This is a genomic window from Ruegeria sp. CF2, from assembly GCF_056537385.1.
This window is the reverse complement of record NZ_JBQFRL010000004.1, coordinates 299,793-313,117: the sequence shown is the minus strand read 5'-3', so window position 1 is coordinate 313,117 and position 13,325 is coordinate 299,793. Positions and strand designations below refer to the sequence as shown.

Genomic DNA, 13,325 nt, shown 5'->3' with positions numbered 1-13,325 from the left:
CCTTACTTCACGGCGCCGAAGGTCAGGCCGCGGACCAGTTGTTTCTGACTGAACCACCCAAGGATCAGGATCGGGGCGATGGCCATGGTCGATGCCGCGCTGAGCTTGGCGAAGAACAGGCCCTCGGGGCTGGAATAGCTGGCGATGAACGCGGTCAGCGGGGCCGCGTCGACGGCGGTCAGGTTCAGGGTCCAGAACGCCTCGTTCCAGGCCAGGATGAAATTCAGCAGCACGGTCGAGGCGATGCCCGGCACCGCCATCGGCGTCAGGATGTAAAGGATTTCTTCTTTCAGCGTGGCGCCGTCCATGCGCGCGGCTTCCAGGATGTCGCCGGGAATTTCGCGGAAATAGGTGTACAGCATCCAGACGATGATCGGCAGGTTGATCAGCATCAGCACCACCACCAGCCCGGCGCGGCTGTCCAACAGGCCAAGTTGGATGAACAGCAGGTAGATCGGGTACAGAACCCCCACCGCCGGCAGCATCTTGGTGGACAGCATCCACAACAGGATGTCCTTGGTGCGCGCCGAGGGCACAAAGGCCATGGCCCAGGCGGCGGGCACCGCGACGATCACGCCCAGAAGGGTGGACCCGCCCGCGATGATGATCGAGTTCCACAGATACCGCATGTAGTTCGACCGTTCCTGAACCACGGCATAGTTCTCCAGCGTCCAGTCGAAGTTCAGAAAGATCGGCGGGCTGGCGATGGCCTGGGCCTCGGTCTTGAAGCTGGTCAGGATCGTCCAGAGGATCGGGAAGAAGATCAGCAGGCCGACAGCCCAGGCAAAGGCGGTGTTGATCAGCTTGCGTGGTGTGGTGACGGTGCGGGCCATGTTTTCGTCCTCCTCACGCGTCCAGGTTTTTGCCGACGATGCGCATCAGGAAGATGGCGACGATGTTGGCAAGGATGATGGCATAGACCCCGCCGGCCGAGCCCAGCCCGACATTCTGGCTTTCCAGCACGCGCTGGTAGATCAGATAGGTCAGGGTGCGGGTGCCGAAGGCGCCGCCGGTGGTCACGAAGATCTCGGCGAAGATCGACAGCAGGAAGATCGTCTGGATCAGGATGACGATCGTGATCGCGCGGCTCAGATGCGGCAGAATGATGAAAAAGAAGCGTTTCAGCGGTGGCGCGCCATCCATTTCGGCGGCCTCCAGCTGTTCGCTGTCCAGCGACTGGATCGCGGTCAGCAGGATCAGGGTGGCAAAGGGCAGCCATTGCCAGGACACGATCATCACGATCGACGGCATCGACGCCTCGGACAGCCACGAGATTGGCTCGGCCCCGAAGAACCGCCACAGATGGGCAAACAGGCCGTTGACCGGATCCATGAACATGTTCTTCCAGACCAGCGCCGAAACGGTGGGCATTACGAAGAACGGGGCGATCACCAGAATGCGCACCACGCCCTGGCCCCACATCGGCTGATCCAGCAGCAGCGCCAGCAGGATGCCCAGCACCACGGTGATGGCCAGCACACCGCCCACGATCACCAGCGTCGCCTGAACGGCGGGCCAGAAGGAACTCGAGGTCACGAACCGGACGTAGTTGTCGAACCCGACCCAACCCAAGTCACCGCCGCGCAGCGGCAGGTATTTCTTGAAGGAAAAATACAGAGTCATCGTCAGCGGAACCAGCATCCAGCCCAGCAGCAGGACCACGGCGGGCGCCATCATCAGGCGTGCGACGGATCGGGAGTGTTGAGTTGCCATGACGCAAGACCTCTCTGTTCAGGCGACTTGTTGCCTGCGAGACTAACACGGGTTGTGGAAGGGGGAGAGCGGGGGACAGAAACCTGCCCACCCGCCGGGAGGAGGCCTCAGTACCCTGCGGCTTCCATTTCTTCGGCCGTGAAGGCCTGTGCCTTGGCCAGAGCTTCGTCAACCGACTGCTGTCCGGCATAGACCGCCGAGAATTCCTGGCTCACCTGGGTGGCGATGCCCGCGAATTCGGGGATGGCGACGAACTGGATCCCGGTATACGGCGTCGGCTTGACGCAGCAGTTTTCCGGATCGGCCGCAAGGATCGACTTCAGCGTCATCTGCGCGAAGGGGATGTCCTTGTAGTCGGGGTTCTCGTACAGCGAGGTGCGCGCACCCGGCGGAACGTTGGCCCAGCCCTCGTTCTCGGCAACCAGTTCGATGTATTCCTTCGAAGTGGCCCATTCGATGAACTGCTTGGCGGCGTCCTCTTTCTGGGTGCCGGCCGGAATGGCCAGGGCCCAGGCCCACAGCCAGTTGGCGCGCTTGTCAACGCCTTCCGAGTTCGGCGCCAGAGCAAATCCAACCTGATCGGCGACAGTCGAGTCGTCGGGGTTGGTCACGAAAGATGCGGCAACGGTGGCGTCGATCCACATGCCGCATTTGCCCTGCTGGAACAGCGACAGGTTTTCGTTGAAGCCGTTGGTGGCATACCCGGCGGGGCCGGATTCGTTCATCATGTCTACGAAGAAGGTCAGCGCCTCTTTCCACTCGGGCTGATCGAACTGGGGTTTCCAGTCTTCGTCGAACCAGCGCGCGCCGAACGAGTTGGCGGTCACGGTGATGAAGGCGCCGCCCTCACCCCAACCGGCTTTGCCGCGCAGGCAGATGCCGTTGATGTCGTTGTCGCGGTCCGTCATCGCAGCCGCCGCTTCGCGGATGAACTGCCAGGTCGGCGCCTCGGGCATCTCCAGACCGGCCTTCTCAATAAGGTCGGTGCGGTACATGATCATCGAGCTTTCGCCATAGAACGGCGCCGCATACAGCGTGCCGTCGTGGCTGAGGCCGCCGCGCATGGCGGGTAGGATGTCGTCCACGTCATATTCCGCGGACATTCCGTCCAGCGGCACAAGCCAGCCGTTCGCGCCCCAGATCGGCGTTTCGTACATGCCGATGGTCATGATGTCGAACTGGCCGCCCTTGGTCGAGATGTCGGTGGTCACACGCTGGCGCAATACGTTCTCTTCCAGAGTGACCCATTCCACCTCGTGGCCGGTCGCTTCGGTGAACTTGTCGGTGTATTTCTGCATCCGGATCATGTCGCCGTTGTTTACGGTGGCGATCGTGATCGTCTCTGCAGATGCGGCGCCGGCGGTCAAAGCCGCTGCGCTTGCCGCCCATAGAACGGATTTCAGGTACATTCTTTCCTCCCTGGTGTCGAATTACCTGGAGGAAAGCATCACGAATTATTTGTCGCGCGTCAACTAAAATTTTACGCGCGTAAAAAAGGTGTCGAAAATCAGGCCGAACTCCGCAGTATCAGACGCGCGGGAAACAGGGTTTCGGTGCGGGCGCTCAGCCGCCCACCGGATTCGACCAGTTGCGTCAGCGTCTCGACGGAGCGATTCGATACTGCGGTGTAGTCATGCGCCGCGGTGGTCAGCGACGGGCAGGTGAACTTGGAAAACGGATGGTCGTCATGCGAAGCGACGCGCAGGTCGCAATCCTCGCCCAACCCGACCCGCAGGCCCTTTTCATAGCAGGCCGACAGGAACCCGATGGCCAGCCGGTCATTGCTGCAAAGAATGGTGCGCGAGGGCAGGTTGGGCTGATCCAACAGCTTGAACGCGCCCTGGCGACCGATTTCCTCGAAGCCCCAGCCGCGACCGTCGACCTTGATCACCTGCGGCTCAAAGCCCAGGCTCTCCATTTTTTTGATGTAGGCGATGCGGCGTTTGTTGGCGTTGGGGTTGGCCGGGTGCCGCATCTCGAAGAACGCGGGCGGTTCGCCGCTGCGGCACAGGTAATCGACGGTCTGTTCGATGAAGCTGGCATTGTCCGACCCGACAAAGGCCGCGCCCATGCCTTCCAGGTTGCTGTCGAACAGGATGGTGGGGATGTCCTTGCAGAATTTCTCGATGAACGACCGGTCGGAGTCGCGCCCCAGCGGTGCCAGCAGCACGCCCGCCGGTTTCAGCGCGCGCAGGCTGTCGAGGATCTCGGCCTCCTGCGCGGGGTCGCCATAGGCGCTGTAGAGCGTCGGACGGAACCCGGCCTCGATGCATTTTTCTTCGATGTTGCGGGCGATCTCGGCAAAGAACGGGTCGGCCAGATAGGGCACCACGATGCCGACATTCTTGGTCAGCTTGCGGTTCTGGTTCATGGCAAAGATGTTGGGGCGATAGTCGAACCGCTCCAGCGCCTGCTCGATCCGTTCGCGGGTCGACCGTCGGACGCTGTCGGGATCGTTGAAATATTTCGATACCGTCGGGCGCGAGATCCCGCTGACCGCCGCAAACTCCTCCATGTTCCGGATTTTTCTGGGTGCCATGCCTTGCCTCTGGCGCGGGGCCAGGCCCGCGCCGCTCTGAATTTGTCGCTGTTTTACCTTTTCTTATCGCGCGACAAATTTCAACGGCAGAGTTCCGGGACGGTCATTCCGGTCAGATCAGCATCTCGAGCCGGGCCTCGGGGAAGCGTTGCAGAACCGGCGCGATCCGGTCGGCGGGCAGCAGGCACAGCGCGGTCGAAAGCCCGTCGGCCAGCGCCGCGTCAGGGGCCGAGACCGAAACCGCCCGATGTCGGACCGGTTGACCCTGCGGGCCCAGAATGTGGCCATGACGCCCGGCCAGCTGTGTCGCATCGGGGGCCGAGGTTGCCACCGCCCGGTCGCGCAGTTCGATGCGCCGGGTCACGCCCTCGGGGCCGGCTAGGCCGACGCGCCAGTCCGACCCGTCGGCGCGGGTGCCGATGGCGGCGATCTCGCCCATGTCGACCAGCACATCGGTCAACCCCTGCGCCCGCAACAGCGCTGCGATCCGGTCGGTCACGGCGCCCTGCGCGATCCCGTTCAGCGTCAGCGCCGAGCGGCCCGAATGGGGCAGGCGGATCGCCTCGGCCGAGACCGAAACCCCCTGCCAGCCGACCAGCGCCCGGGCCTGCGCGACTTCGGCGTCCGGCACGCCGGTCGCCAGCGCCATCCACAGCGGCTGAATGGTCGGGTCGAACGCACCGCAGGTCGCGTCATGCAGGGCGGCGCTTTGGGTCAGCACCTGCAGCAGTTCCGGCGCCGGGGCGGGCAGGGTGCCGTCCCGGTTCAGGCGGCTCAGCTGCGAATCCGGGCGGTACAGGCTGAAGATATTCTCCAGACGGTCCAGTTCGGCCTCGAGCGCGGAGATGATCGGCGCGGCCTGCGCGTCACTCAGCCCGACCAGCTGCAGGCTGGCGGGTGCCCCCAGCGCGGTGCCGCGCCAGCGGGCCACCGGTGCGGCGCGCGCGACGGTCGGCAAGGCGGCGCAGGCGGCCGAGATGGTCAGGAAACGGCGTCGGGACAGGCGGGTCATGCGGGTGTCTCCAGGGATTGCGTCAGATCGACGGGGCCAAGCGCCGCGTCGTCCGGAATGTCGGTCAGGGGCAGGCCGGTGCCGCCATATGTTTCGATGAACCGCGCGGCAGCGTCCGGCGTGGCAAAGGGCACGATCTCGGGCGCGCCCATGCCGCCGGCCACGCCGGCGCCCACCACGAAGGTGGCCTGATCGGCGGCGATCCAGTTCGAGATGCCCGGCTCGTGCCAGCTGTGGGCCGCGCCCATGTCGCTGACATAGACCGCGGTGATTTCGGCATCGCGCTCGGGGCTTTTGAGATAGGCCACCATGTCGCGCACCTGGGCAAAGAACAGCGGCGCGGGATAGCCCTCCAGATGGATCTGCCCCTTGGGCCCGCCGTGTTCGGCCACGTTCATCTGGCAGAAATAGCTGAGCGCGGTTTCGGTCAGATCGACCGGATCCGGCGGGGCGGCGGCCTGTTCTTCCTTGCAGGCCGCCAGCGCGATCAGCGCGATCAGGGCAAGGCGGGTCATGGCTCGACCCTCCGGAACGCCAGCCGGGCCAGGGCAAAGCCCAGCACCGGCCAGATCAGCAGCGAGGCGGGCGCCGCCCAGACGGGCAGGGCCTGCGCCGCGCCGGTCATGCCGGACGCCATGGCCACACCCTCGGTCGCGGCGATGTTCCACAGGCGGAAAGCGTCGGCCGGGTTGGCCACCATCACCCAGGGAAAGACGGATTGGGTGAAGACGCCGCCCTTGTCCATGACGACGGCTCCCAACAGCCCAAGATCATAGAGGACGACGAAGACCAGCCAGAGCCCGGCCGACAGACCTGCCGCCGCCGTTGCGCCCCTCGCCAGGGCGGACAGCAGGTATCCCAGCGCCAGAAACACGGCGCCCAGCAGGATCGAGGTGACGATCAGCCGGCCAAGCGCGAACAGACTGTCCGCGCCCGCGCCGCCGAACCACGCGGCGACCGCCCCGGCGGTGCCGAAACCGACCGTCATGGCAAAGGCCAGCGCCGCTAGGTGGGCGGTGAATTTGCCCAGCAGAATTTCTCCGCGCCCCGCCGGATAGGACAGCAGCAGCGACAGGCTGCCCCTGTCCACATCGCCGGCGATGGCGTCAAAGGAAATCATCAGCGCCAAGAGCGGCGCCAGATACACCGACAGCGTGGTCATCGAGGCGACTGACACCGTCAGCATGTCGACCCCCAGCGTGCCGGTGGGCGCGCTGCCGGCAAAGGTCAGCGCCAGCGCGAACAGAACCATGATCAGCGTCGCCACCAGCAGCCAGCGGTTGCGGCGCAGGATCAGCATCTCGGTGCGGGTGATGGCAAGGAAACGGATCATTGCAGCGCCTCCTGAGCATAGTGGCGATAGAGGTCTTCCAGCTTGGGCGGGGTCATTTCCACGTCGGCCACCGCATCACCCAGACCGGCGATGCGGCGCAGCGCCTGCATCTTGTCGGCGGGCGAACACAGCAATTCGACCGAGGCGCCGTTTATCCGGTTGCCGCCCAGTTCGGCGGCCAGCGCGTCGGCATTGGCACGCGCGCGGACCCGCAGACGGATCGGCAACCCGGCCAGCGCCGACAGGTTGGCCAGCGTGTCATCGGCCACCATCCGGCCCTTGCGCATGATGGCGATGCGGTCGGTGCGGGCCTCGACCTCGGTCAGGGCATGGCTGGCGATCAGCACCGCGGTGCCCTGCGCGGCCAGTTCGTCGATGATGGCGTACAGATCCTGGCGCGAGATCGGGTCCAACCCCGAGGTGGGTTCGTCCAGCAGCGCCAGTTTCGGCTGACCCAGCAGCACCTGCGCAAGGCCCAGCCGCTGCCGCATCCCTTTGGAATAGGCGCCGATCCGGCGGTCCATCGCATCGCCCAGCCCGACACGGTCCAGCAGGGCGAGCACGTCGGCGTTCGTGCCTGACAGCTTGGCGAACAGGGTCAGCTGCTCGCGTCCGGTCAGGGCCGGGTGGAACGAGACCGCCTCGGGCAGATAGGCCGTGTCGCGACGCGCCTGCGCGCTGCCGGGGGCGGCGGTGCCGATGCGGATCGTGCCGGCCTGGATGGGCGTCAGGCCCAGGATCGACTTGATCAGGGTGGATTTTCCGGCGCCGTTGTGGCCCAGCAGCGCCACGCGCTGTCCGGGCTCGAGCGTCAGGGAGATATCGCTCAGAACGCGGGTCTTGCCGCGATCCTTGCAGACCGTTTCGATGGTCAGGGCCTTATCCGTCATGAGGCACCTTTTTCATGGCTGGGGGTTGAGGGGCTTGCATCAGGGGGTGGCTGTCGATCACGCCGCCCGGCAGCAGTGCTGGGAAGGCCGATTGCGACCAGCGCACCAGCTGCACGGCAGGCGAGCCGAGCAGCAGCTTGGCTGCGGGTTGGGTCCACAGCACATGGTCCATGCTATCGTTGGGGCGATAGGGGGCGTCGGCGATGCCGTCGCCGTTCACGTCATAGGCGGCAAAATCGGACCAGTAGTTGCCGCGGCCATCTTCCGACCACTCGACCCATCTGGTCGAGACGTATTTCACCTGTGTCCGGTTGCCGACAAAGGCGTTGCCGACGATCCGGTTGCGTTCGCTGCCGGCGGTGAAATGGATCCCGATGCCGCAGCCTTCGAACCAGTTGTCGGTGAATTCGTTCTTGTTGGAATTGTACAGAAAGGTGCACTTTTCCTTGGCGCCTTTCACCACGTTGCCCGAGATCACGCTGTCATTGGCATAGTTCAGCATGACCCCGTGTTCGCGGTCGCCGACCGAGACGTTGTTGATCACCTGCACGTTCGAGGTGAACATCACCGCATAGCCCAGATCGTTGCCGATCGAGACATTGTCGCTGACGACGGAATCGTCGGCATACATGTAGTGCACGGCAAAGCGCAGGTCGCGGAAAGTGTTGCCAGTGAAGGTGTTCTTCTTCGACGAGTTCACGAAGATTCCGTCGCGGCCAAAGCGGATGTCATTGCCTTCGACCACAGCGCCGGGCGCGTTCCAGACGTAGACCCCGTTGCCGCGGTCGTTCATACGGCGGTCCTGCCGGCCCTCGATCCGGTTGCCGCGCACGATGCTGTCATCGGCGCCGTGAATGTCGATGCCGTAGAGATTGCCCAGCAGCACGTTGTTTTCCACCACGGCCACGCGGGCCGTCTTGGTCAGCTGGATGCCGCTGTCGATCTCACCATGGTCCGACCCCGACCCGATCACGGTCAGGCCGCGCAGAGTGACGCCGGGCCCGGTCACGGTGATGACGCTACCGGTGCCCTGACCGTCGATGGTGGCCTGGCCCTGTCCGTCGATGGTGACGGGCCGGTCCAGAACCAAGCGTTCGGCATAGACGCCGGGGCTCAGGCGGAGGGTGTCTCCATCCGCCGCCTGCGCCAGTGTCTCGGTGATGGCCCCCGCCCGGTTGGGCACGTCCCAGTCCGCCGCCCAAAGCGGCGAGCCGAGCAGAAGCGGGATGAGCAGGGGCCAGCGCATGGGTCAGGCTCCCTGCGGTTCGACCAGCATCCGGCCGCGCATTTCCATGTGCAGCGCGTGGCAGAACCACTGGCAATAGAACCAGTGCACGCCCGGACGGTCGGCGGTGAAGGTGATCGAGGCGGTGGCCTGCGGCGCGACCTCGAAGGCGATGCCGTAGTTGCCCAGGCAGAAGCCGTGGGTCACATCGTCCACGTCATCCAGGTTGGTGACGTAGATCGTGACCTCGTCGCCCTGTTTGACGGTGAACTTCTCGAGGCTGAAGGTCGGGGCCTGCGAGACCATGTAGACCCGCACCTTGTTGCCGTCGCGGATGGGCTCTTCGGCGCCTTCCTCCAGATCGACGCCATCGGCCTCGGCCTGTTTGCGCGCATCTTCCCAGGTCGGGTCGTTGCGGTCCCAGACGTTGACCGGGTTGACGATGTCGCGGCGCACGATGATCGAGTCATGCGGCTCGGCGAAGGTCGGGCCGTCATGCACCACCTTCATCTCGTCGGTCGAGATGTCGATCACCTGCTCGTTCTCGGGCTTGAGCGGGCCGGTGTTCAGGAACCGGTCCTTCGAGAACTTGTTCATCGAGATCAGCCACTTGCCGTCGGCCTCTTTGGTCTCACCCATCGAGGTCGAGTTGTGGCCCGGCTGGTAGTGCACGTCGACCTTCGAGATGATCGGGTCCACGTCCTCGCCATTGTAGGCGCGGATGGCCTTGTCGATGTTCCATTTGACGATCTGGCTGTCCAGGAACAGCGTGGTGAAGGCGTTGCCCTGACCGTCATAGGCGGTGTGAAGCGGGCCAAGGCCCAGTTGCGGCTCGCCCACGATGCACGACCGCGGATCGGCGTCGCTTTCGAACAGCGCGTCCAGCTTGGTGACGTCCATGATCGACACGGTCGGCGACAGCTTGCCGTTGATGCAGACGTGTTTGCCGTCGGGCGCAGTGTTGATGCCGTGCGGCGAGTTCGGGATCGGGATGTAGCGGGTGTATTTCTTGTTCGACCCCTTGCGCCCGTCCAGAACCTTGACGCCCTTGATCTCCTGATAGTCGCCCGCGGCGATGCCGGCCTCGATTTCCTTGAGGTTGAAGACGACCACGTGGTCCATCTCGCTCTCGGTCATCTCGGCCAGGTTCATGCCCATTTCCGAGTTGTACGAGGTCGAGAAGGCGTATTTGCCCTGATAGTCGCAATCGGTGTTGTCGAGGTTGCCCGACACCATCACCTGCCAGGCGATCTCCATCGTGTCACCGTCGATGGCGGTGAAGATATTGACGTATTGCGACGGATCGTCCAGCACGCTGCCGTCGTTGATCAGCGGGGTTTCGTCCTCGCCATTGGCAAAGACATAGCCGGTGCGCGGGAATTTCTGCGGGCGCAGACCATGGATCGCCTTGGCGTTGGGGATCTCGATGATCTTGTCGCATTTCATCACGTCGCAGCGTACGCGGGCCACGCGGGTGTTGGCCTTGTCGTTCATGAACAGATAACGGCCGTCATAGGTGCCGTCGGTGAACGACATGTGCGGGTGGTGCAGGTCGCCGTTGTCATAGGTTTTCATGCCGCGCTTGGCCAAAAACTCCTTGGTTTCCGGCAGCAGGCCCTCGGTCAGGATCTTCAGCGACTCGTTGGTCTGGCCCCAACCGGTGGCCGAGCAGCGGTTGAACACCGGTACCCGCATCAGCTCGCGCATGGACGGGAAGCCCAGGATGCGCAGCTCGCCGGTCTGGCCCGAGGACCAGAAGCCGTAATATTCGTCCAGCTCGCCGGGGGCCAGTTCGACCTTGGCGGCGGCGCTGGCCTGTTTGGCGGTCATCAGCGTGCCGCCGACGCCCAGCCCGGTTCCGGCCAGCACGGCCCCGGTGGCCGAGGCCCCCAGCAACCCGCGGCGGGTGATGTTCAGTTTGGTGTCATGATCCGACATGATCGTTCCTCCTTTTAGGAAACGGTTTGCGGTTTGGCGTTCGGATGGTTCGCCGGTGGTTGTCCGAGGGGGGTCTTGAGTTTGACCGACCCGGTCTTGGCCCGCCGTTTCAGCTGGCGGATGACGACGGGACATTTGCTCTCGGACTGGTAGAGCACCTGACAATGCAGGCAGGTGACGCACTCGTTCGGGTTGATCTCACCGGTGGGGTGGATGGCCTGAACGGGGCATTCGTTAGCGCAGGTCTGACAGGGGTTGCCGCAATCCTTGTAGCGGCGCAGCCAGTCGAACATGCGGATACGGGCGGGGATCGCCAGCGCCGCACCCAGCGGGCACAGATAGCGGCAATAGAACCGTTCGATGAACAGCCCGATCACCAGCAGACCCACCGCAAAAACCACGAAGGGCCAGTCGCGCATGAATTTCAGGATGATCGCGGTCTTGAACGGCTCGACCTCGGCGTATTTCTCGGCCAACGGGATCGACACGATGCTCAGGCCGAACAGCGCCAGGAAGATCATGTACTTGATCGGCCACAGGCGCTCGTTCAGGCCCCAGGGCAGGGTCCATTGCGGAACTTTCAACGCCCGGGCGATCTTGTTGGTCAGCTCCTGCAGGGCGCCGAAGGGGCACAGCCAGCCGCAATAGGCCCCGCGCCCCCAGAACAGCAGCGCGGCGGCCACGGCGAACCATTGGATGAACACCAGCGGATCCAGCAGAAAGGCATCCCAGGTGAAGCCGCCGCGCAGGCTGCCGGCCAGCGCCATGATGTTCACCACGCTCAGCTGCGCATTGGCGTACCAGCCGATGAAGAACAGCGTCATCGTCAGGAACCCGATGCGGAACCAGTAGAAGACCCGTGCGTTCATCGTGGCGTGGAACTGGAAGAAGAAGGTGGCCGTCAGCACCAGCAGCATGGCGCCCAGCACGGCGATCTCGACCTGGCGGTCCTTCCAGATGCGCTGCCACAGGGCTGACTTGGCGGCGGCTTCGCCGGTGGCATCGTCCACGACCTTGGGCGCGGGCGCGACCGGCAACAGGTACTGTTCGGGCAGAATGTAGCCCAGATCGAAGGTCAGGAAGGTCTTTTCCACCGCGCCGATGGCCCGCTGCACCAGCAGTTGCAGGCGGAACGGTTCGGTCGGGTCGAACTCGGCATCGGCAGGGATCTTGAAGATGTCCAGCTCGGTAAAGCTGGGCGCATCCTCGGCGGCCACCGTGCCCAGGCGGCGATGCTGACGGTCGAAGAACCGCACCGAATTGTCGCCCTGGATTAGCTGGATCCGGTCGAAGATCCCGCCGCGCACATAGCCCGAGCCCTTGAAGCTGTACTTGCCACGGCCCAGCACCAGGATGGCGTGTTCGCCCTCGTCCAGCCAATTGACCAGGTTCTGGTACTCGGCCTCGCCCAGCAGCGACTTGCCGATCGAAGGCACCGAGACCAGCGCCACATGCATGTCGATGAAGGTGTCCTCGGGGTTGCCCTTCTCGGGGCGTTTGATCGCGCGCTGGTCGCCGGTGGCCTCGAAGGCGGCGTTGACCTGACCCACGTCCAGCGTCAGCCGCCGGATCGAGCCGTCGCCCGAGAGCGTGGCCCAGTCATGGGTGTCGGTCTTGGCCATGTCGACTTCGCGCTTGGGTCCGTCGGCCTGCACCTCGGACAGCCCGCCCAGACCCATGGCGCGGGCCACCTTGATCCCGGCGCGCACGACGCTGTCGTCGATGACCATCACCGTCACCGTCGCACCCGAGATGATGTCCAGGTCGTGGCTTTCTCCGCCGGTTTCGACTTCGCGCTTGAGGTCTAGCCCGGCATAACCTTCGGTCAGCTCGATCATGCGCGAATTGGGAATGCCGACCAGGACGATGGGTTCGGAATGTTTGACCAGCTTGACGCCGGTCAGCACCGCATCACCGTCGATGGCGGCGACGACGTGAATGGGCTTGCCGGAATAGCCGGTGGTGCCCACGAAATCGGATGTGAGAAAGGCCCAGGCGACTGTTTCGCCGCCCTTCATCACCGGGGCGACCGGCACGTCTTCACGCACCGGACCAATGGCATCGGCACCGGGCGCCAGTTCGGCGGGTTCGATCTCGGGCAGGAAGCTGGCCAGACTGTCGGCCCGCGCGCCAAGCGCCAGCAGGCAGGACAGGACAAGGGCCACAAGGAAATGGGCTGCGCGGGTCACGACCACGGCGCACCTCCTTCGGTTCGGGTTGACGCCATGGACGCGCGCGGCGCGCGTTCGGTTCTGATTTCGGGCGCGGCCGGGGGGCCGCGAGTTTCGGGCCACAGCCGTTCGGAGTTGTACAGATCCAACAGATCAGTGAACGCACACCGTGGGATTTGTACAAACCCGGGCTGCTGCAGCTGCGGCAGGTCCGGGACCGGCGCCGCAGCCGTAATTGCGCACAGGGCGCAATCGGCACATTTCGGGCAGGGCGCGGTCGGGTCGTCGGTGTCGTCTTCCAGGTCCACCTGGACCCAGACCGCTCCTGCCTCCGAGCAGATCTCCATCCAGGTGCCCTGGCCGGGACTCGCCAGCGCTGGCCCAAGCACCTGCAACATCAAAAGAAAGATGCCCGCCAGCCCGGCGGCCGCGCGTGTCGCGCGGACAGGGAGGCTGTGGTGTTGGCGGGCGGCGGGCATGGAGACTCCGACTCGAATCTGATTT

Annotated in this window: 12 protein-coding genes; all 12 read right to left on the bottom strand. The window is 64.4% G+C overall.

The annotated features are described in order from the left end of the window. Positions 1–2 precede the first annotated feature (2 nt). Positions 3–833, bottom strand: a complete 831-nt coding sequence (locus tag ACR0IR_RS17030) for a carbohydrate ABC transporter permease (protein WP_170341115.1) — start codon at positions 831–833, stop codon at positions 3–5. A gap of 13 nt (positions 834–846) precedes the next feature. Beyond that, positions 847–1,713, bottom strand: a complete 867-nt coding sequence (locus ACR0IR_RS17025; RefSeq protein ID WP_149775359.1) for a carbohydrate ABC transporter permease — start codon at positions 1,711–1,713, stop codon at positions 847–849. A 107-nt stretch (positions 1,714–1,820) separates the two neighbouring features. Then, positions 1,821–3,122, bottom strand: coding sequence for an ABC transporter substrate-binding protein (locus tag ACR0IR_RS17020; protein ID WP_170366075.1), 1,302 nt, complete (start codon positions 3,120–3,122; stop codon positions 1,821–1,823). A 98-nt stretch (positions 3,123–3,220) separates the two neighbouring features. Then, complete coding sequence (locus ACR0IR_RS17015; protein ID WP_170366074.1) at positions 3,221–4,252, bottom strand: LacI family DNA-binding transcriptional regulator; 1,032 nt, start codon at positions 4,250–4,252, stop codon at positions 3,221–3,223. 112 nt (positions 4,253–4,364) lie between these two features. Next, on the bottom strand, positions 4,365–5,264 hold the full coding sequence (locus ACR0IR_RS17010) for an FAD:protein FMN transferase (protein WP_170366072.1): 900 nt from the start codon (positions 5,262–5,264) through the stop codon (positions 4,365–4,367). Further along, entirely contained in the window at positions 5,261–5,779 is a 519-nt protein-coding gene (locus ACR0IR_RS17005) for a nitrous oxide reductase accessory protein NosL (protein ID WP_170366070.1), read from the bottom strand. Before ACR0IR_RS17005 ends, ACR0IR_RS17010 begins: the two co-directional genes overlap by 4 nt. After that, a complete protein-coding gene (locus tag ACR0IR_RS17000) occupies positions 5,776–6,597 on the bottom strand; it encodes an ABC transporter permease (RefSeq protein WP_170366068.1) in 822 nt (273 codons plus the stop codon). The genes ACR0IR_RS17005 and ACR0IR_RS17000 overlap by 4 nt, the downstream gene beginning before the upstream one ends. Further along, the gene (locus ACR0IR_RS16995) at positions 6,594–7,487 is read right to left on the bottom strand and encodes an ABC transporter ATP-binding protein (RefSeq protein WP_170366066.1); all 894 of its coding nucleotides are present in this window, start codon (positions 7,485–7,487) and stop codon (positions 6,594–6,596) included. Before ACR0IR_RS16995 ends, ACR0IR_RS17000 begins: the two co-directional genes overlap by 4 nt. Next, positions 7,477–8,733 carry a nitrous oxide reductase family maturation protein NosD gene (locus ACR0IR_RS16990; protein WP_170366064.1) on the bottom strand — a complete coding sequence of 419 codons (1,257 nt, stop codon included), beginning with the start codon at positions 8,731–8,733 and terminating at the stop codon, positions 7,477–7,479. The genes ACR0IR_RS16995 and ACR0IR_RS16990 overlap by 11 nt, the downstream gene beginning before the upstream one ends. Positions 8,734–8,736: 3 nt before the next feature. Further along, positions 8,737–10,650, bottom strand: a complete 1,914-nt coding sequence (gene nosZ, locus ACR0IR_RS16985; protein WP_170366062.1) for a TAT-dependent nitrous-oxide reductase — start codon at positions 10,648–10,650, stop codon at positions 8,737–8,739. A gap of 14 nt (positions 10,651–10,664) precedes the next feature. Then, entirely contained in the window at positions 10,665–12,845 is a 2,181-nt protein-coding gene (locus tag ACR0IR_RS16980; RefSeq protein ID WP_170366060.1) for a 4Fe-4S binding protein, read from the bottom strand. Then, on the bottom strand, positions 12,836–13,300 hold the full coding sequence (locus tag ACR0IR_RS16975; protein WP_254441599.1) for a DUF2946 family protein: 465 nt from the start codon (positions 13,298–13,300) through the stop codon (positions 12,836–12,838). The genes ACR0IR_RS16980 and ACR0IR_RS16975 overlap by 10 nt, the downstream gene beginning before the upstream one ends. Between the last annotated feature and the right edge of the window lie 25 nt (positions 13,301–13,325).